General features: G+C 66.7%; 18 protein-coding genes. 6 read left to right on the plus strand and 12 right to left on the minus strand.

Annotation, left to right across the window (positions count from 1 at the left end; translation table 11 throughout):
* Positions 1–47 precede the first annotated feature (47 nt).
* Both AC3WJI_RS12385 and AC3WJI_RS12390 read left to right on the plus strand, forming a co-directional pair.
* A complete protein-coding gene (locus AC3WJI_RS12385) occupies positions 48–1,595 on the plus strand; it encodes a carboxylesterase/lipase family protein (RefSeq protein WP_492757580.1) in 1,548 nt (515 codons plus the stop codon).
* A gap of 27 nt (positions 1,596–1,622) precedes the next feature.
* On the plus strand, positions 1,623–2,612 hold the full coding sequence (locus tag AC3WJI_RS12390; protein ID WP_492757581.1) for an alpha/beta hydrolase: 990 nt from the start codon (positions 1,623–1,625) through the stop codon (positions 2,610–2,612).
* A gap of 162 nt (positions 2,613–2,774) precedes the next feature.
* Here the strand turns inward: AC3WJI_RS12390 and AC3WJI_RS12395 are convergent, their stop codons facing one another.
* The 3 genes from AC3WJI_RS12395 to AC3WJI_RS12405 form a co-directional block, all read right to left on the minus strand.
* The gene (locus tag AC3WJI_RS12395; RefSeq protein WP_492757582.1) at positions 2,775–5,636 is read right to left on the minus strand and encodes a TonB-dependent receptor; all 2,862 of its coding nucleotides are present in this window, start codon (positions 5,634–5,636) and stop codon (positions 2,775–2,777) included.
* A 251-nt stretch (positions 5,637–5,887) separates the two neighbouring features.
* Positions 5,888–7,192, minus strand: coding sequence for a pectate lyase family protein (locus tag AC3WJI_RS12400; RefSeq protein WP_492757583.1), 1,305 nt, complete (start codon positions 7,190–7,192; stop codon positions 5,888–5,890).
* A gap of 6 nt (positions 7,193–7,198) precedes the next feature.
* Positions 7,199–8,629 carry a glycoside hydrolase family 28 protein gene (locus AC3WJI_RS12405; RefSeq protein WP_492757584.1) on the minus strand — a complete coding sequence of 477 codons (1,431 nt, stop codon included), beginning with the start codon at positions 8,627–8,629 and terminating at the stop codon, positions 7,199–7,201.
* A 254-nt stretch (positions 8,630–8,883) separates the two neighbouring features.
* Here AC3WJI_RS12405 and AC3WJI_RS12410 point away from each other — a divergent pair, with 254 nt between their 5' ends.
* From AC3WJI_RS12410 to AC3WJI_RS12425, 4 genes are all read left to right on the plus strand, one after another.
* Entirely contained in the window at positions 8,884–9,912 is a 1,029-nt protein-coding gene (locus AC3WJI_RS12410; RefSeq protein ID WP_492757585.1) for a LacI family DNA-binding transcriptional regulator, read from the plus strand.
* Positions 9,913–10,077: 165 nt separating this feature from the next.
* The gene (gene galU, locus AC3WJI_RS12415) at positions 10,078–10,971 is read left to right on the plus strand and encodes a UTP--glucose-1-phosphate uridylyltransferase GalU (RefSeq protein ID WP_492757586.1); all 894 of its coding nucleotides are present in this window, start codon (positions 10,078–10,080) and stop codon (positions 10,969–10,971) included.
* A gap of 25 nt (positions 10,972–10,996) precedes the next feature.
* Positions 10,997–12,340 (plus strand): UDP-glucose dehydrogenase family protein, encoded by a 1,344-nt coding sequence (locus AC3WJI_RS12420; protein WP_492757587.1) that lies wholly within the window; start codon positions 10,997–10,999, stop codon positions 12,338–12,340.
* Between the two features lie 372 nt (positions 12,341–12,712).
* The gene (locus AC3WJI_RS12425; RefSeq protein WP_492757588.1) at positions 12,713–13,837 is read left to right on the plus strand and encodes a family 16 glycosylhydrolase; all 1,125 of its coding nucleotides are present in this window, start codon (positions 12,713–12,715) and stop codon (positions 13,835–13,837) included.
* On the opposite strand, the gene AC3WJI_RS12430 is transcribed toward AC3WJI_RS12425, so the two are convergent.
* Genes AC3WJI_RS12430 through AC3WJI_RS12470 form a run of 9 tightly spaced genes read right to left on the minus strand, consistent with a single transcriptional unit; the run spans position 13,809 to position 23,256 of the window.
* Positions 13,809–14,750 carry a glycosyltransferase family 2 protein gene (locus AC3WJI_RS12430; protein WP_492757589.1) on the minus strand — a complete coding sequence of 314 codons (942 nt, stop codon included), beginning with the start codon at positions 14,748–14,750 and terminating at the stop codon, positions 13,809–13,811. The two genes, AC3WJI_RS12425 and AC3WJI_RS12430, sit on opposite strands and share 29 nt — an antisense overlap.
* A 2-nt stretch (positions 14,751–14,752) precedes the next feature.
* Complete coding sequence (locus AC3WJI_RS12435; RefSeq protein ID WP_492757590.1) at positions 14,753–15,841, minus strand: acyltransferase family protein; 1,089 nt, start codon at positions 15,839–15,841, stop codon at positions 14,753–14,755.
* Entirely contained in the window at positions 15,838–16,983 is a 1,146-nt protein-coding gene (locus AC3WJI_RS12440) for an endo-1,4-beta-xylanase (RefSeq protein ID WP_492757591.1), read from the minus strand. The genes AC3WJI_RS12435 and AC3WJI_RS12440 overlap by 4 nt, the downstream gene beginning before the upstream one ends.
* Complete coding sequence (locus tag AC3WJI_RS12445) at positions 16,980–17,936, minus strand: glycosyltransferase family 2 protein (protein ID WP_492757592.1); 957 nt, start codon at positions 17,934–17,936, stop codon at positions 16,980–16,982. Before AC3WJI_RS12445 ends, AC3WJI_RS12440 begins: the two co-directional genes overlap by 4 nt.
* Positions 17,937–18,884 carry a glycosyltransferase family 2 protein gene (locus AC3WJI_RS12450; protein ID WP_492757593.1) on the minus strand — a complete coding sequence of 316 codons (948 nt, stop codon included), beginning with the start codon at positions 18,882–18,884 and terminating at the stop codon, positions 17,937–17,939.
* Positions 18,881–19,807 carry a glycosyltransferase family 2 protein gene (locus AC3WJI_RS12455; RefSeq protein ID WP_492757594.1) on the minus strand — a complete coding sequence of 309 codons (927 nt, stop codon included), beginning with the start codon at positions 19,805–19,807 and terminating at the stop codon, positions 18,881–18,883. Before AC3WJI_RS12455 ends, AC3WJI_RS12450 begins: the two co-directional genes overlap by 4 nt.
* Positions 19,804–21,192, minus strand: a complete 1,389-nt coding sequence (locus AC3WJI_RS12460; protein WP_492757595.1) for an O-antigen ligase family protein — start codon at positions 21,190–21,192, stop codon at positions 19,804–19,806. The genes AC3WJI_RS12455 and AC3WJI_RS12460 overlap by 4 nt, the downstream gene beginning before the upstream one ends.
* Positions 21,189–22,442, minus strand: coding sequence for a polysaccharide biosynthesis protein (locus tag AC3WJI_RS12465; protein WP_492757596.1), 1,254 nt, complete (start codon positions 22,440–22,442; stop codon positions 21,189–21,191). Before AC3WJI_RS12465 ends, AC3WJI_RS12460 begins: the two co-directional genes overlap by 4 nt.
* A 10-nt stretch (positions 22,443–22,452) precedes the next feature.
* Entirely contained in the window at positions 22,453–23,256 is an 804-nt protein-coding gene (locus AC3WJI_RS12470; protein WP_492757597.1) for a WecB/TagA/CpsF family glycosyltransferase, read from the minus strand.
* Between the last annotated feature and the right edge of the window lie 2 nt (positions 23,257–23,258).

A 23,258-nucleotide genomic window follows, 5' to 3' on the forward strand; every position in this document is an offset into this window, starting at 1 on the left:
CTCCCCTAACCCCTCCCGCAAGCGGGAGGGGGATCAAGGAGGAGGGGATGATCGACCGCCGTACGCTGATCGCGAGCGCCTCCGCTGCGCTTATACCTGGCCGCGTCTGGGCCCGAGCCACTGCGCCCGTCCGCTGCGCCGCGGGTGCATTCCAGGGCACGATCGAGGAGAGCGTCCGCGTCTTCCGCGGCATTCGCTACGGCCGCGCCGAGCGCTTCCGCGCGCCGGTGCCCCTTCCCGCGCCCGCCGCGGTGCAGCCCGTCGACAAGTTCGGGCCGGTCGCGCCGCAATCGGGGAGCCGCTACGGCGCCCAGTCCGAAGACTGCCTGTTCCTCAACATCTGGACCGCCGACGCACGCCCCACCGCGCGCAAGCCGGTGATGCTCTACATTCATGGCGGCGCCTATTCGGGCGGCAGCGTCACCGATCCGCTCAACGACGGGCAGAAGCTCGCCGCGCGCGGCGACGTTGTCGTCGTCACGGTCAACCATCGGCTCAACGCCTTCGGCTATCTCTATCTCGCGCAGCTCGACCCGCGCTTCCCCGACAGCGGCAATTGCGGCCAGCTCGACCTGATCCTCGCCCTGCGCTGGGTACGCGACAATATCGCGGCGTTCGGTGGCGACCCAAATCGCGTGATGGTGTTCGGCCAGTCGGGCGGCGGCGCCAAGATCGCGACGATGATGGGGATGCCGGCGGCCAAGAGGCTGTTCCAGCGCGCGGCGACGATGAGCGGACAGCAGGTCACTGCCTCGGGACCACTCAACGCCACCGCGCGGACCCGGGCCTATCTCGCCGAGCTCGGCATCAAGGAAGGCAATCTCGACGCGCTGCTGGCAATGCCGCAGGAGAGGTTGGTCGAGGCGCTGTCGGCGACCGATCCGGTGCTCGGCGGCGGAGTCTATTTCGGGCCGGTGCTCGATATGAAATGGCTCACCCGCCATCCCTTCTGGCCCGACGCGAATCCGCAATCGCTCGGGCTTCCGATGCTGCTAGGCAACACGCACGACGAGACGCGCGCGTTCATCGCGCCCGATTCGGTGAAGATGCACGACCTCAATTGGAGCAACCTCGCCGAGCGGATCGCGCCCGAACTGCGTATCGACATCCTGCCCGAATGGGTGGTCACCGAATATCGCGGACATTTCCCCGGCTGGACGCCGGAACAGATATTCTACGACGCGACCACCGCCGGGCGGAGCTGGCGCGGCCAGGTGATCGAGGCCGAGGAACGGGCCAAGGCGGGGGCGCCGGCCTGGGTCTATCAGGTCGATTTCGCCTCGCGCACCGATCTGCGGCGCGGCGCCTTTCACACGATGGACATCCCGCTCGTGTTCGGCACCCTCGACGCCGAAGGTTCGCAGACCGGCACCGCCGCCGATGCGCGTGCGGCCTCTGCGGCGATGCAGGATAGCTTCGTTGCGTTCGCGCAGAACGGCGACCCCAATCACCCCGGTCTGCCGCGCTGGCCGCGCTATGGCCTCGACAAGCGCGCAACGATGGTCTTCGATGTCCGCAGCCGCATCGAGAACGACCCGCGCAAATGGCAGCGCGAGTTGTTCGCGCGCGTGCCCTATATCCAGCCCGGCACCTGACCGGGCGGCTTTTCAGGAGGTTGCCCGATGAAGTTCGATCGCCGTTCCGCGCTGCTCGCCGGGCTCGCCGCGCCGCTTGCCGCCAAGGCGCAGACCGCATCGCCGCGGAACGACAAGCCGCTTCCGGCGGGGCTGACCGATCCGACCGAGACGATCGACCTATGGCCTAAGGGTGTGCCCGGCAAGCCCGCCAAGTCGCCGGTCGAAAAGGTGGAGGAACGCAGCACCGACGCGGCGCTGGCCGACCGGTCGGTGAGCGGAGTCGTCAATCCGCGGATGGCGGTGTTCCGCCCGCGCGTCGCCAATGGCGCGTCGGTACTGATCATGCCCGGCGGCGGCTATGTCCGGATCGTACTCGATCACGAAGGCTATGTGCTGGCACGCTGGCTCGCCGCGCAGGGCTTCACCGCTTACGTCCTGTTCTATCGCCTGCCCGGCGACGGCTGGAAGGCGGGTCCCGACGTCGCCTTGTCCGACGCGCAGCGATCGATGCGGCTGATCCGCGCGCGGGCGATCCGCGACGGGCTCGATCCCGAGCGGGTCGCGGCGATCGGCTTCTCGGCCGGCGGGCACCTCTGCGCCGATCTCGCGACCCGGCATGCGGTCAAGACCTACGATCCGGTCGATGCGGCCGACAGGCTGGGCGCGCGGCCGTTCGTCGCGGCACCGATCTATCCGGTGATCTCGATGACCGCGCCCGACGCGCATATGGGCTCGCGCGCCCAGCTGATCGGCAAGGATGCCAGCCCCGCGCTCGAGGCGGCGCATTCGCCGCACCGGAACGTGTCGAGCACCACCCCGCCCTGCTTCCTCGTCCATTCGGAAGACGACGCCACGGTGCCGGTGGAGAACAGCCTGTTGCTGCGCGCCGCGCTCAAGACGGCGGGTGTGCCGGTCGAGACGCATTTGTTCACCGCCGGCGGCCATGGCTATGGCATGACCAAGGCGATGGGCAAGCCAGCCGGGGTGTGGCCCGAGCTGTTCCTGACCTGGGCGCGCAGCCAGGGCCTCGCGTAACGCACGGTAAACGCCGCCTTGGCGAAGGCCGGGGCCCAGTCCCGATGAACATGCGAGGGCGTCCCGCCCTCGCCCACGGCTCGCAACTGGCCCCGGCCTTCGCCGGGGTGGGATTCAGCTACTTCGATTGCCGCTATCCGTGCCAGGATAGCGGCTCGCCCCTTACAGCTTGAAGCGCGCGCCCACTAGGAAGGTGCGGCCGAAATGGTTGTACTCGTACGGCCGGTTGGCGTCCTGATCGACCCAGCGGCCGCGATAGGCATCGGTCAGGTTGGTACCTTCGGCCGAGAGCTCGATATTGTCGGTGATCTTGTAGCGGATCGAGGCATCGACATTCGTGATCGGGCTATAGCCTTCGAAGACGTTGCCGGTCGCCGAGCCCTGGTCGTTGAACCCGCCGCGATAGGCGATCGAGGCGCGGGCGCTGAACTTGCTGTCCTCGTAATAGAGCGTCGCGTTGAACGCGCGCTTGGACAGTTGGTACAAGGTCGTCTCGAACGGCACGTTGACGTTGCCGCCGCCCGGCGTGGTCGCCGGTACGCCCTGCGCATAGGTCGCGTTCGAGTCGATGAAGCTCGCGTTGACGATGCCACCGAAGTTGCTGAGGAAGCCGGGCAGGAAGCGGAACGGCGCCTGCAGCGAGACTTCGATGCCCTTCAGATCGGCGCCGGTGCCGTTGACCGTGGTCTGGATCGTCCAGATCGGCTGCGCCTGGAGCGCGGGGTTGAGGAAGCCCGGCGACGAGGATGCGAGCACCGAGGTCGGCAGGCCGGTCGACGTGAAGGTGTCGACGCGCGAGCTCGCCACCGGGAAGCTGTCGATCTCCTTCTTGAACACCGCGACCGAGAATACCGATTGCGGGGCGAAATACCATTCGAGCCCGGCATCATAGGCCGTGGCGCGATAGGGCTGGAGGTCGGGATTGCCGAAGGTCACGCGGAAGTTGAACCCGTCGGCCGAGCCGCCGGGGGTCAAGTTTGCGAGCAACGGGCGCGTCATCACCTTGGCGACCGCGGCGCGGAATACCAGGTTCGAGGTGAGGTCGGCGGCGAGGTTGGCCGAGGGCAGCCAATCCTCGTAATTGCGCTCGAAAGTTACCAGGGCGCCGCTGTTCAGGCCGGTCGAGGATTGCTCGGTGCTGACATAGCGCATGCCGGCATTGGCGCGGACGTTGATGCCGAGCACCGATCCGTTGACGTCGACCTGGAGATAGCCGCCCTTGACCTGCTCGGTCACGCTGCGATTGTTGCCGGCATCGAGCAGCAGCGGACGCTGATAGAGGCCGGTAAAGGCGGCGGCCGCGTCGATATTGGGAATGAGCCAGCTATTGGTATTGCCCGAGGGCTGGCCGGCATCGCCGAGATTGACCAGCTCGGACAAGGCCGCGGTCGCCGGGAAGCCATAGACCGCGGCGGGACCGAAGGCCGTGCTGGACGAGCAGGTGATCTGGCGCAGGACGAGGTCGAGCCCGCCATTGCCGCATACCGCGGTGTCGCGCTGATAGGCGGTAAGGTCATAGTCGAAGCGGCGGTAGACGCCGCCCAGCTTGAGCGTGAAGCCTTCCGCCGCGTCCCATTCGGTGCGCAGCTGCGCCGTCTTGAACTTGTTGGTGGTGTTCGACGGTCGGTCGCGGATCTCGGCAAGCTGGAAGCTCGCCGGATCGGTGACGCTGGTGCCGAAGGTCAGGCGCGGCGAGCGGGCGTCGGTGTAATCATATTGATAGCCCTGCGCATCGCGATCGTCGAACACGAAGGTGGTCTCGATCGGGATGTCCGCATCGGACTTGGAGATGCCGCCGAGCATCGTGAAGCGCAGATTGTCGCCGAGATCCTGGTCCCAGCTGGCGCCGACCTGATAGAATTGCGTGGTCGATTCGCGCCAATAATGCTCGGTGCGCACCCAGGCATCGTTGAGCGTCGCCGAGATCATGTTGTTGTTGGCGTCATAGACCGGATTGACGACGTTAATCGAACGCTCGTTCGAGCGGAGCAGCACCTCGCCCCATTTCTCCTCGCGGATTTCCTTGAAGCGCGAATATAGGCCGTCGATCGAGATCTTGGTGGCGTCGCTCGGCGCCCATTGCACGCTGCCGGTGAGGCCCAGCCGCTCGCGATCGTGGCGAACCTCGCCGTAGCGCGGAATGCGCGGGTGGAAGGAGAGTGCGGCCTGGTTGCACGCCGGGCTCGGCACATAGGTGCCGCCGGTGTTCGCCGTGGTGAAGCAATTGGTGCCATTGACGTTGTCGAACCGCGCCTGCGCCCAGCGCACGGTGTTGTTGCCGAGCTCGAGCGTGTCGCTCTTCTGCCAGGCCGCCGACACCGACGCGCCGAGCGTCCCGTCGGGCGACTTCCACGAGACCAGCCCGGCAAGCCGCGGCCCCCAATTCTTCGACAGGTCGTTGTAGCTTCCCTGCGCCGAGGCGACGAAGGTCAGCCCGTATTTGCCGCCGAGCGGATTGCCGGTGTTGAGATCGACCACTGCGCCAAGCGAGCCTTCGTCGAGCGAGGCCTCTGCGGTCTTGTGAACGACCAGCGAGCTGAACAGCTCGGAAGCGAAGACGTTGAAGTCGAACGCGCGCTCGCGATTGGCGCTGGCGCCGTCGGCGGTGGTGGTGATCGTCTCGAGCCCGTTGACCCGTACGCGCGTGAATTGCGCGCCGAGGCCGCGAACGGTGATCGCGCGACCTTCGCCGCCGTCGCGTTGGATCGCGATGCCGGGGATGCGCTGGAGCGATTCGGCGAGGTTCTGGTCGGGGAATTTGGCGATGTCCTCTGCGACCACCGCGTCGACCGACGAGACCGATTCGCGCTTGACGTTGAGCGCGGCCTGAAGCGACTGGCGGAAGCCGGTGACGACGACCTCGTCGCCCTGCTGGGCATCTTCGGCGGACGCGGCCTGCGCATCGGCGACGGGCGCTGGCTCGGCCGTCTGCGCCGCGGCCTGGCCGCCAACCGTCAGCGCCAATGCCATCGCGGCGGCGGACGCGCCATATTGCCAGTTCAGTCGAGAAATGCGCGCGCTCATATCAGACTCCTTACCTAATCCGGGACGCTCTGTGTCGACTCCGGGCCTTACGTGCCTGCCGGCACGACCTGTACAGCGTTGCTTTCCCGCGATCGGAAACCGGTGTCAATAACTTGTCGCCAGAGCCATGCCGTTCACGCAGCTCGATGTTGTACATTGGCAACAGACCGGGAAACGCTAATCTATTCCCGCATGATGGGACACAGGCGATCTTCCGATCGCTATCAGCGGGTTACCGGTGTCAGCTGGTCCTACACCAGCGAAGCGAGCCACTCCTCGAGATTGGTGTAGCCATCATGATTGCGGTCGCCGTTAGCGTCGGCGACCTTCGGGTCGAGGCCGTGCTGGCGCTCCCAGACGTCGGGCATGCCGTCATTGTCGCTGTCACGCGGCGCGGGCAGGCTCTTGAGCTCGGGCCAGCCGCCGACGTCGCGCTGGCTGTCGATCTGCTTGCCGGTACGGTCCCGCACCCCCGCCACGACGCGCGCATCGACCGGATCGCGCGCCTTCGAAGCCCCCGCGCTTGCAAGTACGCGGTCATAGGCACGCGCGGCAGGATCTGGCGCGACCGGCGCGACGTCGACCGGCCCGGCGAGGCGATAGCCCTCGGGCGAGACGCCGGTGACGAGGCTCCACGGATCGTCCGGGATCGTGCCGTTCATGCTGTTGCCGGCGAACCAGGCCTTGGCGAGCATGTTGGATTCATCGAAGGCAATCGGTTTGCCCGATTGCGGGCCGGCGACATAGGCGTTGTCGACGAAGTTGTAGCGCGCGAGCGTCGCCTTGTCGGCATTGTAGCCCGAATGGCCGCCGCCCCAATTGTAGAAGACGTTCGAGCGGAAATCGAAGACCGGACCGACCGGATCGATCTCGGGCCCGTCATAATTGCCCGGGCGCGGCATCCGCGCCGAATGGTTCGCCCAGAGATTGTGGTGGAAGCTGATCCGCGACCCGCGCCCGCCGCGGATCAGGCTGCCATAGCCGTGATCGCCCTTGGCATGCAGCGAATGGGTCAGCGATTCGGAGATGATCGACCATTGCACGGTGAGGTCGTAGAAGCCCTGCCCTGCCTCCTTGTACCGCGCCGAGGCGGACAGGGTCTCGTCCACCGACCAACTCGCCGAGACATGGTCGAGGATGATGCGGCTGCCGCGATTGATCCACACCGCGTCGGATTCGGTCCGCGATTCGTCGCCGAGGCGCGAGCGGATGTAGCGGACCACGACATCGTCTGCGGCGACCTCGAGCCGATAATCGCGCAGCGTGATGCCGGCGCCCGGCGCCGACTGGCCGGCGATCGTCACCCGCCCCTCGCGGATCACCAGCGGCTTGGCGAGGCGGATCGTGCCCGAGATGCGGAACAGGATCGTGCGCGGCCCCTTGGTCTCGACCGCGGCGCGCAGGCTGCCCGGGCCGCTATCGTCGAGATTGGTGACGAACAGCACCTGCCCGCCGCGCCCGCCGAGCGCGAACCGCCCCGCGCCCTCGGCACCTGGAAAAGCGAGCTGCTGCCCGGCAGCGTTCGATGAGAGTGCGAGAAGCGTTAGTGCGAGCATGAGGCCTCAAAGGGTCGAGAGAGAATCGAGGGTACGGACGGTGCGGCCGTTGACGCGGACATTGGCGAGCGACACGCGATCGGTGTGGCGGACGATGCTGGGCTGGATGACGCCGTCGAAGCGGCAGTCGCGCAGCGCAATGTCGCTGACCGGCGCGCCGGGGATACCCTGGCTGTCGAGCACACGCGTCGCGTGGCGGGCACGCAGCCCTTCGATCTCGATATGGCGGAGGATCGGCGTGAAGCGGCCGTTGGCGCCTTCCTCGTAATTGAAGTCGCAGGCGATCACCGCGCAGCCCACTTCGCCGACATGGATGTCGCGATAGTGAAAATTCTCGAGCAGCCCGCCGCGCAAGGCATTGTTCTTGAAGCGGATCGCATATTGCAGCTCGGGGCTGTCGAGCGTGCACTTCTCGGCGAACACCCAGCGCGCCCCGCCCGAAATCTGCGAGCCGACGGTGATCCCGCCATGGCCCTGCTTCATCCGGCAATTGCGGATCAGGATATTCTGCGAAGGCACGCCAATCCGGCGGCCATCCTCGTTGCGGCCCGAATTCACCGCGATGCAATCGTCGCCAGTGTCGAAGGTGCAACCCTCGATCAGCATCGTGTCGACCGACTCAGGGTCGGTGCCGTCGTTATTGGGACCGTGCCCGAAGATATCGAGCCCGCGCAGGATGACGTTGCGGCAGAGCACCGGATGGACGTTCCAAAACGGCGAATTGCGGATCCGCACGCCCTCGATCAGCACGTTCTCGCACAGATAGGGCTGGACGAAGGGCGGTCGCAGATAGTGCCCCTCGCCGAAGATGCGCTTCTCGACCGGCATCCGCTCCTCGGCCATCTGAAACAGGATCGCGCGGCTCTTGCGCTGGTCGGGCATGCCGTCGCGCCAGCCATGTTCCGCGGTGCCGCCCCACGGCCCCTTCCATGCCCACCAATGCTCGGCGCTCCCCTGTCCGTCGAGCGTGCCGGCGCCGGTAATCGCGATGTTCTTCGCCTTGTACGCGTAGATCAGCGGCGAATAGTTGATCAGCTCGACGCCTTCCCAGCGCGTGAAGACCAGCGGATAGTCCTGGGCATCGGTGCTGAAGCGCAACGTCGCGCCGGCGGCGACATGCAGTTCGACGTTCGACTTGAGGTGCACCGCGCCGGTGCGGAAATCGCCCGCGGGCACGAGCACCCTGCCCCCGCCCGCCGCGGCGCACGCGTCGATCGCCTGGGCGATGGCGGCGGTATTGAGCGTCGTGCGATCGCCCTTGGCGCCGAAGCGGGTAATGTCGAAGATCCGAGTGGGGAAGACCGGAGCACGGACGGCGCGCGCGATGTCGGCGGCGCGGCGCCACGGATCGGGGGCGGCATTGCCGGGCAGCAGCGCGCTAGCACCGGCAAGTGTGCCATAGCGGAGCATGTCGCGCCGTGAAGGTCGTATCAGCATCCCCGTCCCTATCGCCCGGCCGACTCCGCGACCGTTATGACACCGGTATCAAATATATGTAGTAGAATGGCAACTGGGCAAAAGCGCATAAACTCCGTTCCCCCTGAGCTTGTCGAAGGGCCGCCCTGTTTCACGCATCCGACGAAAGAAAAGAACGGCGCTTCGACAAGCTCAGCGCGAACGGAAGCTGGGGTAGATGGGCCACTCAAGATGCGTTTGGCGCAATCGCGGGACCGAGCTATGTCTCGCGGACAATGAAGCGCAGCGCACAGCCCACGATCAACGACGTCGCCCGCATCGCCGGCGTCTCGAAGAAGACCGTCAGCCGAGTGATCAATCAGTCGCCGCTGCTGAACGGCGATACGCGCAAGCGCGTCGAGGAAGTCATCGCCGAGCTCGGCTATGTCCCCAACCCGCAGGCGCGCGCATTGGCGCTGCGCCGCAATTTCCTGATCGGGCTGATTCACGACAATCCGAACGCGCAGATGGTGCTCAACGTCCAGCAAGGCATGCTCGAGGTGCTGCGCGACACCGAGTTCGAATTGATCGTCCATCCGGTCAATCGCGGCTCGCCGACGATGCTCGAGGATATCGGCCAGTTCCTCGAGCGCCAGCGCCCATTCGGGGTGATGATCCTCCCTCCGATCTCGGAGAACGATCAACTTGCCGGAGTCTGTGCCGAACTGGGCGTGCGTTATGTCCGGATGGGCTCGGCGCCGCTTGACGAAGCCCCGCACATGGTCGCGTCGAACGATCGCGAGGCAGTGCGCGGCGCAGTCGAGCATCTGATCGAATCCGGGCATCGCCGGATCGGGCTGGTGCTCGGGCCGCACGGCTTCCGCTCGGCGGTCGAGCGGCAAAAGGGCTATGAGGAAGCGATCGAGGCCGCCGGGCTGCCGCTCCAGCGCACCTTGATCGTCCAGGGCGACTATAAATTCGAATCGGGGATGCGCGCCGCCGAGCAATTGCTCGACCTCGCGCCTCGGCCGACCGCGGTGTTCGCGTCGAACGACGAGATGGCGGCCGGGGTGCTCCACGTCGCGCGCCAGCGCGGGCTCAACGTGCCGCAGGACCTGTCGATCATCGGCTTCGACGACACGCCGATCGCCTCGCACCTCTGGCCGCCGCTCACCACGGTGCGCTGGCCGATCGCGACGATGGCGCGCGCCGCGGCGCTCAAGCTGGTTAGCGGCGAAGGCGGCGCGGACAGCGAGGACGGCGAGGCGTCGCTGTTCGTCTCGACACTGATCCGCCGCGCTTCAGTGGCTCCCACGACGGGATAAGGAGCGCCCGCTCGCGGCGCGCCGACGGGTCTGCACAAAGCGCGTTGGAGCCATATTGGTTCGCTTTGGGACAAAACACGGCTCACCGGTGCTCGGCGGGCGGTGAGGCGAAATTGTCGGTCCGCCGCCAGGGCTCTATGCTGCATCGCAGCAAGGAGGTGGCGTATGACCCCGAAGCGTGTGCGTAAGGCTGTGTTTCCCGTTGGCGGGCTTGGAACCCGTTTTCTTCCCGCAACCAAGGCGATCCCCAAGGAGATGCTGCCGGTCGTCGACCGGCCGTTGATCCAGTACGCGGTCGAGGAAGCGCTCGAGGCCGGGATCGAGCAGATGATCTTCGTTACCGGGCGCGGCAAGGCCGCGATCGAGGACCATTTCGACATCGCCTTCGAGCTGGAGACGACGATGAGCGGGCGCGGCAAGTCGCTCGACATCCTCGACCATACCCGTCTCAAGCCCGGCGCGGTCGCCTATGTCCGCCAGCAGGAGCCGATGGGCCTGGGCCACGCGGTGTGGTGCGCGCGCGACGTGGTCGGCGACGAGCCGTTCGCAGTGCTGCTCGCCGACGATTTCATGGTCGGCAAGCCCGGCTGCCTCAAGCAGATGATCGACGCCTATGAGCAGGTCGGCGGCAACATCATCTGCGCCGAGACCGTACCCGACGAGCACACGCATCGCTACGGCATCATCACGCCGGGCACGCGCGACGGTGCGCTGACCGAGGTCAAGGGCCTGGTCGAGAAGCCCGCGCAGGGCACCGCGCCGTCGAACCTGTCCGTGATCGGCCGCTACATCCTCCAGCCCGAAGTGATGGGCGTGCTGGCGAGCCAGGAAAAGGGCGCCGGCGGCGAGATTCAGCTGACCGACGCGATGTCGCGGATGATCGGCGACCAGCCTTTCCACGGCCTTACTTTCGCCGGCACGCGCTACGATTGCGGCGACAAGGCCGGCTTCCTCCACGCCAATCTGGCGATGGCGCTCGAGCGCGAGGACCTTGCCGACGAAGTCGAGATGTTCGCGAGCCAGTTGCTCGCCGCCCGTCAGCCGCGCCGCGCGGCATGACCGTAACTATCAAGGAGTAACAAGCATGCGTATCGTGATGATCGGTTCGGGCTATGTGGGGCTCGTCTCGGGCGCCTGCTTCGCCGATTTCGGCCACCAGGTGACCTGCGTCGACAAGGACGCGAGCAAGATCGAGCGGCTCAATGCGGGGCAGATCCCGATCTACGAGCCCGGCCTCGACGATCTCGTCGCGCGCAACGCCGCGGCAGGGCGGCTTTCGTTCACGACCGAGCTCTCGGGCGCGGTCGAGACCGCCGACGTGGTGTTCATCGCGGTCGGCACGCCGTCGCGCCGCGGCGACGGCCATGCCGACCTGTCCTATGTCTATGCCGCCGCCGCCGAGATGGCGCCGTGCCTCAGGGACTTCACCGTCGTCGTCACAAAGTCGACCGTGCCCGTCGGCACCGGCGACGAAGTCGAGCGAATCATCGCCGAGACCAACTCCGACGCGCAGTTCGCTGTCGCCTCGAACCCTGAATTCCTGCGTGAAGGCGCGGCGATCGAGGACTTCAAGCGCCCCGACCGCATCGTCATCGGCATCGAGGACGAGCGCGCCCGTCCGGTGATGGAAGAGGTGTATCGCCCGCTGTATCTCAACCAGGCACCGCTGCTGTTCACCGGCCGCCGCACCAGCGAGCTGATCAAATACGCCGCGAACGCGTTCCTCGCGGTCAAGATCACTTTCATCAACGAGATGGCCGATCTGTGCGAGGCCGTGGGCGGCGACGTCCAGCAGGTCGCGCGCGGGATCGGGCTCGACAACCGGATCGGCAGCAAGTTCCTCCACGCCGGCCCGGGCTATGGCGGCTCGTGCTTCCCCAAGGACACGCTGGCGCTGGTCAAGACCGCCGAGGATGCCGGCGCGCCGGTGCGCATCGTCGAGGCGACGGTGGCGGTCAACGACAGCCGCAAGCGCGCGATGGGCCGCAAGATCATCGCGGCATGCGGCGGATCGGTGCGCGGCAAGAAGATCGCCGTGCTCGGCCTTACCTTCAAGCCCAACACCGACGACATGCGCGACGCGCCGAGCCTGGCGATCATCCAGGCGCTCGAGGACGGCGGCGCGCAGGTTGCGGCGTTCGACCCCGAGGGCATGGCAGCCGCGCGGCCGCTGCTCCCCAATGTCGAGTTCGCCACTTCGGCTTATGAAGCGGCCGATGGTGCCGCGGCGCTGGTGATCGTCACCGAGTGGAATGCGTTCCGCGCGCTCGACCTCCAGGCGCTGCGCCAGCGGATGGAAGGGGGCGTGCTGGTCGACCTGCGCAACATCTACCGCCCCGACACGGTCGAAGCCGCCGGCTTCACTTATACCGGCGTCGGTCGCGGGCTCGCGATTGCGTCGGAAACAATGGCGATTGCAGCAGAGTAAGTTAACTTCCAGTTCACCAGCATTCTACCTTCAACTTAGCGCAAATAGGGCGTCCAACCATGGTTGGGCGCCCTTTTTCATCTAAATACCCCTCAGGCGACACAGTTGTCGGTCGCCGACACCGGGGGGTGTTTCATGCGTATGACTGTAATACGTCCGTTCGCGGGCGTCGTATCTCTGTGCGCGCTCGCGGCCTGCGCGGGCGATGACTCAAACTCTTCACAAAAAGAATCAGGAGCGATTGTCGTTTCTGCAACTGACGCTACCACCAGCGTTGCTGCACCGGCGCAGGTCCAGACTCTAGCCACCACAACCAACAGCTTCGCGGCGTTCGACTTTGCGAACGGCAGCAAGCTTCCCGACAAGGCAACCTTGTCGATCGGCGCGGCGGTGTTTCAGCCCGGCGCATCTACCGCTTACGTGCCGGTCACGCTGAACCGCGCGACGCCCAACACCGTGATCGCGCGGGTGATCACGGTCAACGGCTCTGGCACCACCAAGGCGCTGTCGGGCTATCAGTACAAGGCGACCGAGGCGGTTGTCGTGTTCCGCCCTGGCGACCCGCTGCGCAAGACGGTATCGGTGCCGCTGCTCACCACCACCGAGGGACAGCAGTTCTCGCTGAAGCTGCGCGAGGCGCCTTGGGGGGCCGATCAAGGCACTGCCAGCGCGACGGTGACAGCGAGCACCAGCGCGACGGCCACCGCGGCCGCCACGAGCGGCTTCCGCAACCCGCGGACCTTCCGCACCTATGGCACGCTCCAATACGAGATGACCAAGAGCAACATGCAATGGTCCGATGCCGGCTGGAGCAGCGGCTGGTCGACCAAGCTCTCGCACGGCCGCGCCCAGCCGGCGAATGGCGAGACTGGCATCTATCTCGACGAGGCGCTGTTCCCAGGCGTCGAAGCGCCGCTGCGATACACCGACGAAGGGCTCGTGTTTCACACCCAGAAGCTGAGCTCGCCGCTCAGCTGGGCCGGAATCGGGTATAATTACGGCGCGGTGGTGCTGAGCGGGCACAACACGACCGCTGCCCAGATCGGCTACGGCCAATATGAATGGGTCGCCAAGATGCCGACGCGGCGGGGGTCCTGGCCGGCCTTTTGGCTGATCTCGACTTCGGGCTGGCCACCCGAGATCGATGTGTATGAGGGCTTCGGCTATCAGAGCTATTGGGACTTCGACCGCCACATCTCCGCCACCATCCACGGCGGCAGTGGCGGGGTGCGATCGTTCCAGCGCGGGACCAACATCCAGGCCGAGCAGGCCTATGGCCTGACCGGCTTCGCGCAAGGCTATCACCGCTACGCCGTCGACATCGGGCCGGAATACATCACCTGGTTCGTCGACGGCCTCGAGACCTATCAGAGCGTCAATCCGTTCAAGGGGCACCGCTGGTATCCGATCATGGATGTCGCGGTGAAGGCCACCGGCGCCTATGATGACGGCTCGGGCGACATGATCGTCAAGAGCTTCCGGGCCTGGCAGAACTGAGCGGCGCGGGGGCGGCGTAGAGTGCGTCGCCCCCGCCTGCCAGCGCGTAGAGGCGGGCGACCGCCTTGACCCATTGGCCGGCCACGTCGAGCCGATTGCGCTGCCAGGCGAGCGTCGGCAGCGCGGCGGTGCGCAGGCCGAGCAGGGCAAGCGAGCGCAAGGCGAGCGTCGTCCGGCTGGCGGACTTGCGCGCCACTTTGGTGTCGGTGACACCGATCCGCCACATCCGGCGCAGCACCCAGGCCTTGCGCGCGCGCTCGGCGCCGACCCATTCGGACACGCGCGCGCCGGGCGCCCAGCCGAAGCCGAACCCGCGCGCCTTGAGCCGCGTGAGAAAATCCAGATCCTCGCCGCCGCTGCGGTTGAACGCGGGATCGAACCACGGCGCGCCGAGCGCTTCCAGCGCTTCCAGCGCTTCACGCGTCACCAGCAGGTTGTTGCTGGCGTAGAGCATCTCGGCGTGCCCTTCCGAACGCTGCTCGGGACGGAAGATCAATGTCTGCTCGGCCCAATCCGGCGTCCCCTCGGTGAAAACGGGAAGCACCGGGCCGCCGACCACCGCCGCGCCAGTGCGTTGCTGCACGGCGAGCAAAGCCGCGAGCCATTGCGGCTCAGGCCATTCATCGTCGTCGATCATCGCGAGGCGCTGCATTCCCGGCACCGCGAGCGCGTGCACGACGATCGCGTTGCGGACGTGGCACAGCCCAGGCTCGGGGACGCGGATCACCGCGATCGGGATCGGGAAGCCATCGGCCATCGCCGCGGCGACCGCCGCCCCCTCCCCGCCCGCATCGTTGTCGGCGACGAGAAGCGTCGTGTCGTCGAGACCGTCCAGCCGCGCCACCGCTTCGAGCAGGTGCCGCAATTGCGCCGGGCGGCGGAAGGTCGGGACCGCGATGACCGTCGCGGGCATGCTCACTCGGCCGCTTGCTGGAAGGGCAGAGGCGGCCGCGGCACGAAGCGGCGCTCGAGCTTCTTGATCGCGCGATGCCCGGGCACTTCGATCAGCAGATAGCTCGCCCAGCAGATCAGCCAGGTCGCGACGAGAAGCGCGAGTACGAACGCCCAGTCATAGCCGATGATATGGTGGCGATGCGCGATCCCCATCACCCGCGCGAAGATGTCGCGGACCAGCGGATGCCAGAGATAGATCGAATAGCTGATCAGCCCGAGATGGAACGCCACGGGATTGGCGAGCAGCGCGCGCGCGGTATGGCCGTTATAATAGCAGGCCATTACCAGCGGCACGAAGGCCAGCGCCACGATCACATCGCCGCCGGGGATCAGGAAGGCCGCGACGAGCAGCACGCAGCTGCCGATAAAGCCGTGCTCGCCGCCCAGCAGCTGTTCGAGCCTGGGATGGCGGACCAGCCGATAGGCGATCACGCCGAGCGAGAAGCCCGCGAGGCAGCGCAGCACCGGCAGGATGGTGTCGCCGTCATTGACGTCGAGCGGCCCCTTCGACCCGTGGCCGAGCGTCGCGACGAGCACGAGCAGTGCCGCCGCGCCGACCGCCTGGAGCCAGGCGAGCCGCGAAAAGGCGATCAGCGCGACCAGCGGATACGCCAGATAGGCGACGAGTTCGGTGCTCACCGACCAGCTGTTGCCGGCGAGCGCCTGCGTCCCCCAGCCCCAACTCTGGATCATCAGCACATTGGTGGCGATGTTGAGCGGAGTCAGCGCAACCGGCTGGTCGCCCGAGACATTGAGCAGGATCCGCGCGGCGAACACCAAGGCGACGACGAAATGGAGTGGCCAGACGCGCGCCATGCGATTGAGCAGGAAATCGCCATAGCTCGCCGCGCTCGGCCGCTTCACGACGCGCTCATAATAGCCGATCGAGATCACGAAGCCGGAGAGGACGAAGAACAAATCGACCGCGAGATAGGCGCGCGAGAACAAGGTCAGATGAAACGCCGCGAAGGCGGGGGAATGCGGAATATGGTAAAGCAGCACCGCGATCGCGGCGATGCCGCGCAGCCCGGTGAGTGGCGCGATCCTCATGTCCGGACTCCTTTGCGTGCGGGCGGCGCAGCGTCGAACGCCGCCGCTATCGATGCCCAGAGGCGTTTGCGTTGCAGGTCGCTGTCGAGCGGCAGCCCGCGCGCAGGCTTGCCGTCGGGCCAGCGATAGTCGGGATAGGTCGACAGCCACGAATAGCGATCGGACAGCCCCCAGCTCAGCACCGAACTGGTTGCCGGGTTGTCGAGCGCGACGTCGAGGAACGCCTTGCCGACAGCGGCGACCTGCGCGTCGCGCGGTTCGACTTCCTGCGGCCCGCCGCGATCGGCTATATCCATCTCGGTGATCGCGATCCTCAGCCCCATGCCGCGGATCTCGTCGAGAAAGCCGGCGAAGGTGCGTTCGTCGAACGGCTCGCAAAACGGCTTCAAATGTCCCTGGATGCCGAGTGCGTCGATCGGCACGCGGCGGGCAAGTGCGCGTTCGAGCAGCTTGAGAATCGCGGTGCGCCGCGCCGCGCAGCGCCGTGACGCATGTTCGAGTCCGAAGTCGGTGAGGAACAGCCGAGCGCGCGGATCGGCCTCGCGAGCAGTGTGGAAGGCGATGTCGATATAGTTCTCGCCGAACGCCTGGCCCCAGATGTTGTCGGCGCGCAGCCCGTCGGCGCGGCCTTCCTTGGGCTCGACGGGCTCGTTGACCACATCCCACTCGCCGATCCGCCCCGCATAGCGGCGCATCGCGGTGTCGATATAACCGGTGAGCAGCCCCTCTTTCGCGCGCGCCGCCGCCTTGGGAAGCGCCGCCTGCAGCCAAGGCGGGTTCATCGCGTACCAGACCAGCGTATGACCGCGCGCGGCAAGTCCGTGCTGCTGCGCGAAGTCGATCAATTTGTCGTTGCCGCTGAAATCATATTTGCCCGGGGCAGGTTGGGTGACGTGCCGCTTGAGCTCATATTCCTGGACGATCGTCCCCGCCTCGCGCAGCACCGCGGCGGTGAAGGCTGGATCCTTGACAAGCTGGCTCGACTTGATCGCGCAGCCGAAGCGCCGGCCGCTGCGCCGCGCCCGGGCATCGAGCCCGGGCCCGCGAAAGCTGGGTCGCGGCGGCACGAACGGCACCGCGCTGCTCACCAAGGGCACGCTGCACGCCGCTGCCGCGCCCGCGATGAAGGCGCGGCGCTTCATATCCGGGCGCCCCGCACCCGGCTGGTCAAGGCGATCCATCGATCCGCGGCTTTTCGATAATGATTATCAGGGATAATGATTTGCAATAGCACGATCGCGGCGACCCTCGGCCGGAACGCGCCGTGCCGAAGCGCGTCGAAATAATAGCGCAGCGCGGTGCGACGGCTGGTCGGCCAGACGCTCTTGGCGGCGTGCCAGCCCATATAAGCCGAATAGGCCCGCGCCGAGATATGCGGGCGCAGATCCTTGAGCCAGGCGAGGTTGCCGATATTGGCGCGGACTTGGGACAGCCGGTTCTCGGTCTTGCGATCGGCCCACAGCACCGTCGCGCGCTGGGCCATCAGGAAGCGCGCGCCGGCCAGCGACAGCCGCACTGCGAAATCGGTATCGTCGCCGAACCCGACATCCTCGCGGTAGCGCACCTTGTCCGCCAGCGTACGTCGCAGCGCGATGCTGCTCGTCTGGATGAAGCCGCGCTCGCACATCAGATAGCGGTCGACGGTCTCGCCGCTGAGCATCTCGCGGTGCGGCTTGAGGAAGTGCCGCCCCGATCCGCGATCGACCACCACCCGGCAATAGGCGACGACGTCGTCGCCCTGCGCGAGCAGCGGCAGCAGGTCAGCGAGATGGTCGTCGAGGAAACGATCGTCCGAATCGAGGAACGCGACGTAGCGGCCGCGCGCATAATCGATCCCGCGATTGCGTGCCGCCGCGGCGCCGGCATTAGGCTGGACGATGACGTGGATCCGCTCGTCCCCGATCGCCGCGACCGCGCTGGCGGTGCCGTCGGTCGAGCCGTCGTCGACGACGATGACCTCGAGGTCGCGGACGTCCTGGGCGAGCGCCGAGCGCACCGCCTCGACCACAGCGTCGCGGCGATTGAACGTCGGAATGACGACGGTGAACAGCGGACCCTCCGCCGGAACCTCGCCGGAGGGGTTATCCGGCGCCATTCACTTGCCCGCCTTGCCGGCGAGCGCTTCGGCCTTGCCGAAGCGCTGGACGAACTGGTTGACCAGCGAGCGGTAGAAGGACTTGGGCAAATACGAGCGCAGCAGTTGGCGCGCCAGGATGCGCGCCGGCACCTTGCCATAGAACAGCCCGCGGACGAGCTCGGGCAGCGCCGCGACTGGGCGCACCGGCGCCATGTGATAGGCGAGCACGGTCGCGCGATAGCCGTGGCGCGCGCGGTTGGTGAGCAGATGCCCGCAGCGGTCGAGCCAGTCGAGCGAAGTCTCGTAGCCGCGGACATAGGAAGTGCGGCCGACCTCGCTCGCGTCGAGCCAGATCGTCAGCGGCTGCTCGATCATCCGGAAGCGCCCGCCGGCGACCTGGAGCCGGACGGCGAAGTCGAGGTCCTGCCCCTTCTTGAGCGCCGGATCGAAGCGCACCTGCTTGGCGAGCGCGGTCGGCACGACCAGCGTCGAAGTCTGCATGAACTGATTGGCGCAGAACAGATATTCGCCGACGTCCTCGTCCTCGCGGATGCCGCGCTCGGGGCGGACCCAATAGCGGTCGACGCCGCGATCGACCTTCATTTGGGAATAGAGCACGGTATCGTCGGTGTCGGGCAAGGCTGCCGCCATGATCGACAGCTTGCCCGGCAGGAACTGGTCGTCCGAATCGAGAAAGGCGATGTAGCGTCCGCGCGCCTCCTCGATGCCGCGGTTGCGCGCCGCGCCGCCGCCGGCATTGTCTTGTCGGACATAGCGGATCCGCGGATCGGCAATCGCGCGCACCACCGGCTCGGGATCGTCCTTAGACCCGTCGTCGACCACGATGATCTCGAAGTCGCCGAAATCCTGGGCGAGCACCGAGCGGATCGTCGTCGTGACCACGTCGGCGCGGTTGTAGAGCGGGATCACCACCGAGAAGGTGGGCTGGCCGGTGTCGTTCATCATGCGCCGTGCACCTTGCGATATTCCTCGTAGCGATGGCCGGTGAGCGCGGCGACCTTGCCCGCCGCGCGATAGAGCTTGCCCAGTCGGACGATGCGCTTGCCGCGATCGGGCGTGAGCGCGCCGAATGCGCCGACGACGAACCCTCCGGCGATGCGTGCGGCCTCGGCAGTGGCGACCTTGAGCCGCGTGCTGTGCGCCATCGCAGTGATCGTGTCGGTCATCCCGATCCGGTAGCCGCGCATCAGCAGCCATTTGGACGTGATGCGGCTCGCCGGGATCAGTTCGGTGACGCGCGCGTCCTCGGCCCAGGCGAAGCGCCGCCCTGCCCGCTGCATCCGCGTGAAGAGCTGCTTGTCCGAGCCGCCGGTGAGCGCCATCGCCTCGTCGAACGGCTTGTCGCCGAGCGCGCGGAGTGCCTCCGCGTCGATCAGCACGTTGGCGGTACTGTCGATCAGCTCGACCACGCCCGAGGCGCCGCGCGACTTGGGCTGGAGCAAGGGGTGGCGCGCGGCCCAGGGGGCGATCTCGCCCTCCATCTCGCGCAGCACGGCGCCGCCGACGACATCGGCGCGCGTCGCCGCCTGGCAGGCGAGCATCGCGTGGAGCCAGTGCGGATCGGCGGCCTCGTCATCGTCGAGCATCGCGACGAAAGCGATGCCGGGCAGGCGCAATGCGGCCTGGACCAGCGCGTTGCGAACCTGAGGAATACCGGGCTCGGGCACGGTGAGCACTTCGAGCGGCCAGCGATAGCCGCCTGCGCGCAGCGCCTCGACCGCGGCGACACCTTCGCGCTTCACGCCGTCATTGTCGGCGACGATCACCGTCACCTCGCGCTCGGTGACCAGTTCGGCGAGCGAGCGCAGAGTGCGGGTGATGCCCTGGGGGCGCTGGCGCGTGGCGATGCAGATGGCGATTTCGGTCATGCGGCACCTCCCGGGGCCAAAACAGGCGTGCGGCGATGCCAGCGCGGGCGATCGACCGACTTGAACGAGGCGTGCGCAATCGCGAGCGACGACAGGAAGATCACCCAGACCTGGCGGTCCTTGTCGAAGAACGAGGTCTCGAGCAGGTTCTGGTAGAGCACGAAGCTCCAGATCGCGAAGGCACTCGCCATCAGCATGGCATTCGCCTTGGTCGTGCCGGTCAGGAACCAATAAGCCGGCAGCACGACGAACGAGACCAGCAGCAGCAGCAGCCCGACTGGACCGGTCGTGACGAGGATCTCGAGATAGCCGTTGTGCGAGTGGGCGGTGAGCAATTGAAATTGCTGGTTGAGATAATCGTGCGCGGGCGAGAGGTCGCCGACCTGCCAGAAGCCGCCGAAGCCCGAGCCGAGATAGGGATGATCGGCCAGGTAATCGATCGCGACCTTCCAGATCGACACGCGCCCGGTGAATGCGGTCGGATCCGCGAACAGCCGCTCGATGGTCGGCTGGAAGGCGATGTAGAGCGCCAGGAACAGCAGCATGCCGACCCCGACGAGCAGCAGCAACACCGCGCGCTTGGCGACCGACTGGCTGAGCAACCGGTAGATCGAGCTCACCGCGAGGATCGCGAAGCAGAGCGCGAGCGAGGTCTTGCTCTTGGTGCCGACGACGAAGACGAACGCCATCACCGAGAACAGCGCATAATACCACTTTCGCGAAGTGAAGAAGGCATGCGCAGTGACCACGAAGGTCAGCGCCATCACGGCGCCGGCGATGTTCTTGTGGAAGAAGAAACCGCGCCACGCGCCGATCAGCGCCTTGTCGCTCTCGGTCGGCGGGTGAACCGCATTGGGGGTCAGCGGCAGCGAGATCCAGCAGATCAGCAGCGAAGTCACCAGCGCCGCCACCAGGGTGCGGTAGATCCGCTCGGGCCCGAGCAAGGCGAGCGACAGGAAGGTGATGTAGATCACGATCACCTGCTGCATCGCGCGCTTGAACGACACGAACGGGTCGACGCCCCAGGTGCAGCTGATCAGGAACCAGGCGAGCATCACCAGCAGCGGCCAGTAAGTGAAGCGATATTGCGGCGCGTAGCGGCGGTTCAGCTCGAGCAGGGTGAGCAGCAAGGCGAAGCCGATGAAGAAGGCCTGCTTGTAGACGTCCGACCCGTCATTGTTCGCCGCCATCGCGACCAACTGTTCCTGGTTGCGCGACGAGAAGGGCTGCTGCCCGATGAAGATCATCATCAGGAAGACGTAATAGACGAACTGCGCGACCGGGATCAGCGCCTCGGCGCGGTCGGCCACGGTGCGGCTGCGCCCCGTGGTGCCGGCATTGCGCGCAGGCACGCGCCCGCGATGCCAGGGAAGCGCGAGGCTCATTCGGCCATCTCGCGCCGCGCAAGACGGTCGAGCCGCCAGATGCCGAGCATCATGACGAGCTGCGCGAGCACCACGCCGGCGATCGTATAGACCGAGGGCGCGAGCAAGGTGATCGCGACCACCGCGGCGACGCCGACGAAGCAGCTGCGCACGCTGGTCGCGGCGAGCGGCTTGAACGCGCCGCGCGCCTGGGTGAGCACGCTCATCGGCGCCTGAAGGCACTGGACCAGCGACAAGGCGGCGCACAAGGCGACCGCGATCATCACCGTCGGCACCGACAAGGTCGGCTTGATGATCACGTGCGGGAACAGCCAGAGAATCCCGGCCGCCGTGCCTGCGGTCAGCACCCAGATCACGACGAGCGCGCCCATGAAGGCGCGCGCCGATCCGCGCGCGGCGCGGTCGTTGCCCTGCCCTACCGCGCGCGCCATGCGCGGGCGTTCGAGCTGGGTCAGCGCCGTGATGCAGACATTGACCGGGCGGAAGAACAGCATGCCGACCGCGATCGGCGCGAATGCCGCCGGCCCGGCGAATAGAGTGACGATGTAGCTGTGCGCGTTCGAGGTCGCCTCGGTGGTGATCACCCCGATCAGCGTCCAGGCCGATTGGCGCTTCCACACCGGCGCGTAACGCTTGAGCGCGCGGCCGAGCCCGGCCGGGCGGTGGCGCGCGAGAAAGGCTGCACCGAATGGGATCAACGCGATCATGCCTGCAAAGGCCAGCACCGCGCCGAACAATTCGATCCGCGCGTCGAATGCGAACGTCGCACCCACGCCGGCGACGACGAGGACCGCATAGACGACGTCGGATACCGCCGCGCCGCCCGGCGTATGATGGGCATAGGCATTGGCACGGCCGAACCAGCGCACCAGCGAGAACACACCCGTCAGCCCGAATGCGGCGGCGGCCCAGGGCCCCACCATCACCCAGCCGATCGCGGCGCAGAGCAACCCTTGCGAGAGCGCGAGCAGCAAGTTCACGGGAAAGAAGAAGTCGAAACCGTCTTCGGCGCCGTCCTCGCGCTGATTGACCGCGATCGCATAGGGCGTCGAGACCAAAGCGTTGGACAGGCTGTAGCCGAACTGGATGATCACCAGCAGGAAAGCGAGCGTACCGATCTCGCTCGCCTCGAGCCGGCGCACCGAGACCAATTGGACGAGCAAATGGCTGACCGACACCGCGGCCGAGGACATGCTCGCCAGTCCGAACCGCGCCAGCGTGGCGCGGAGCGGCTTGCGTTCAGGAGCCATGGCAGGCGCCTCAGCCATTCCGGTGCTTCCAGATCAGGTACATCGCATGCGGATTGGTGGTGAGGTAGCGCCAGGCGAGGTGGCGCGGATTGGTCGCCATGCGGTGAAGCCATTCGAGCCCGGCATCCTGCATCCATTGCGGCGCGCGCGGGTAATCGCCGGTGATGTAGTTGAACAGGCCGCCGCAAGTGACGATCCAGCCCGCCTTGATCCGGTCGCGATTGCGCACGCAGAACGCCTGCTCGCGCGGCTTGCCGGTGCCGACCCAGAGGACGTCGGGCGCGGCGGCGTTGATCGCGTCGATCACCGCGTCTTCTTCCTCGGCCTTCCAGAAGCCGTTGCGGCGCCCGGCGAGTTCGAGCCCAGGCGTGTCGGCGCAGATCTTATCGGCGCAATCCTTGTTCACCTGCTCGGTACCGCCGAGCAGATAATAGCGCACCTTGGCGGCCGCGGCGCCGGGAAGGCTGTCGATGAACATGTCGGTGGTGCTCGAGCGGTCGGCGATCGCCGGGCCGCCGACCCAGTGCGACGCCTTGACGATCACCTGGCCGTCGGCGTGGATCAGATCGGCTTGCGCCAGATCCTTCGCGAACGCCTTGTCGGTGGCGTTGAGCGACAAACCGTGGCCATTGCAGTCGAACACCAGCCACGGCGCCTGCCCCGCAGCGAGCCGCAGCGGCGCGTCGCGTAGCATCTTGTCGATCAGCGCCTTGAGCGACAGCGTCGACACCGGCACGCCGCCGACGTTGACGCTCTCCGAATGCCCCTCGCCGGTGCTGCCGCCGAGCGCCAGCTCGATTGCGTTTCCGTGCATGT

The organism is Sphingomonas sp. FW306-1B-B10E (assembly GCF_058782005.1).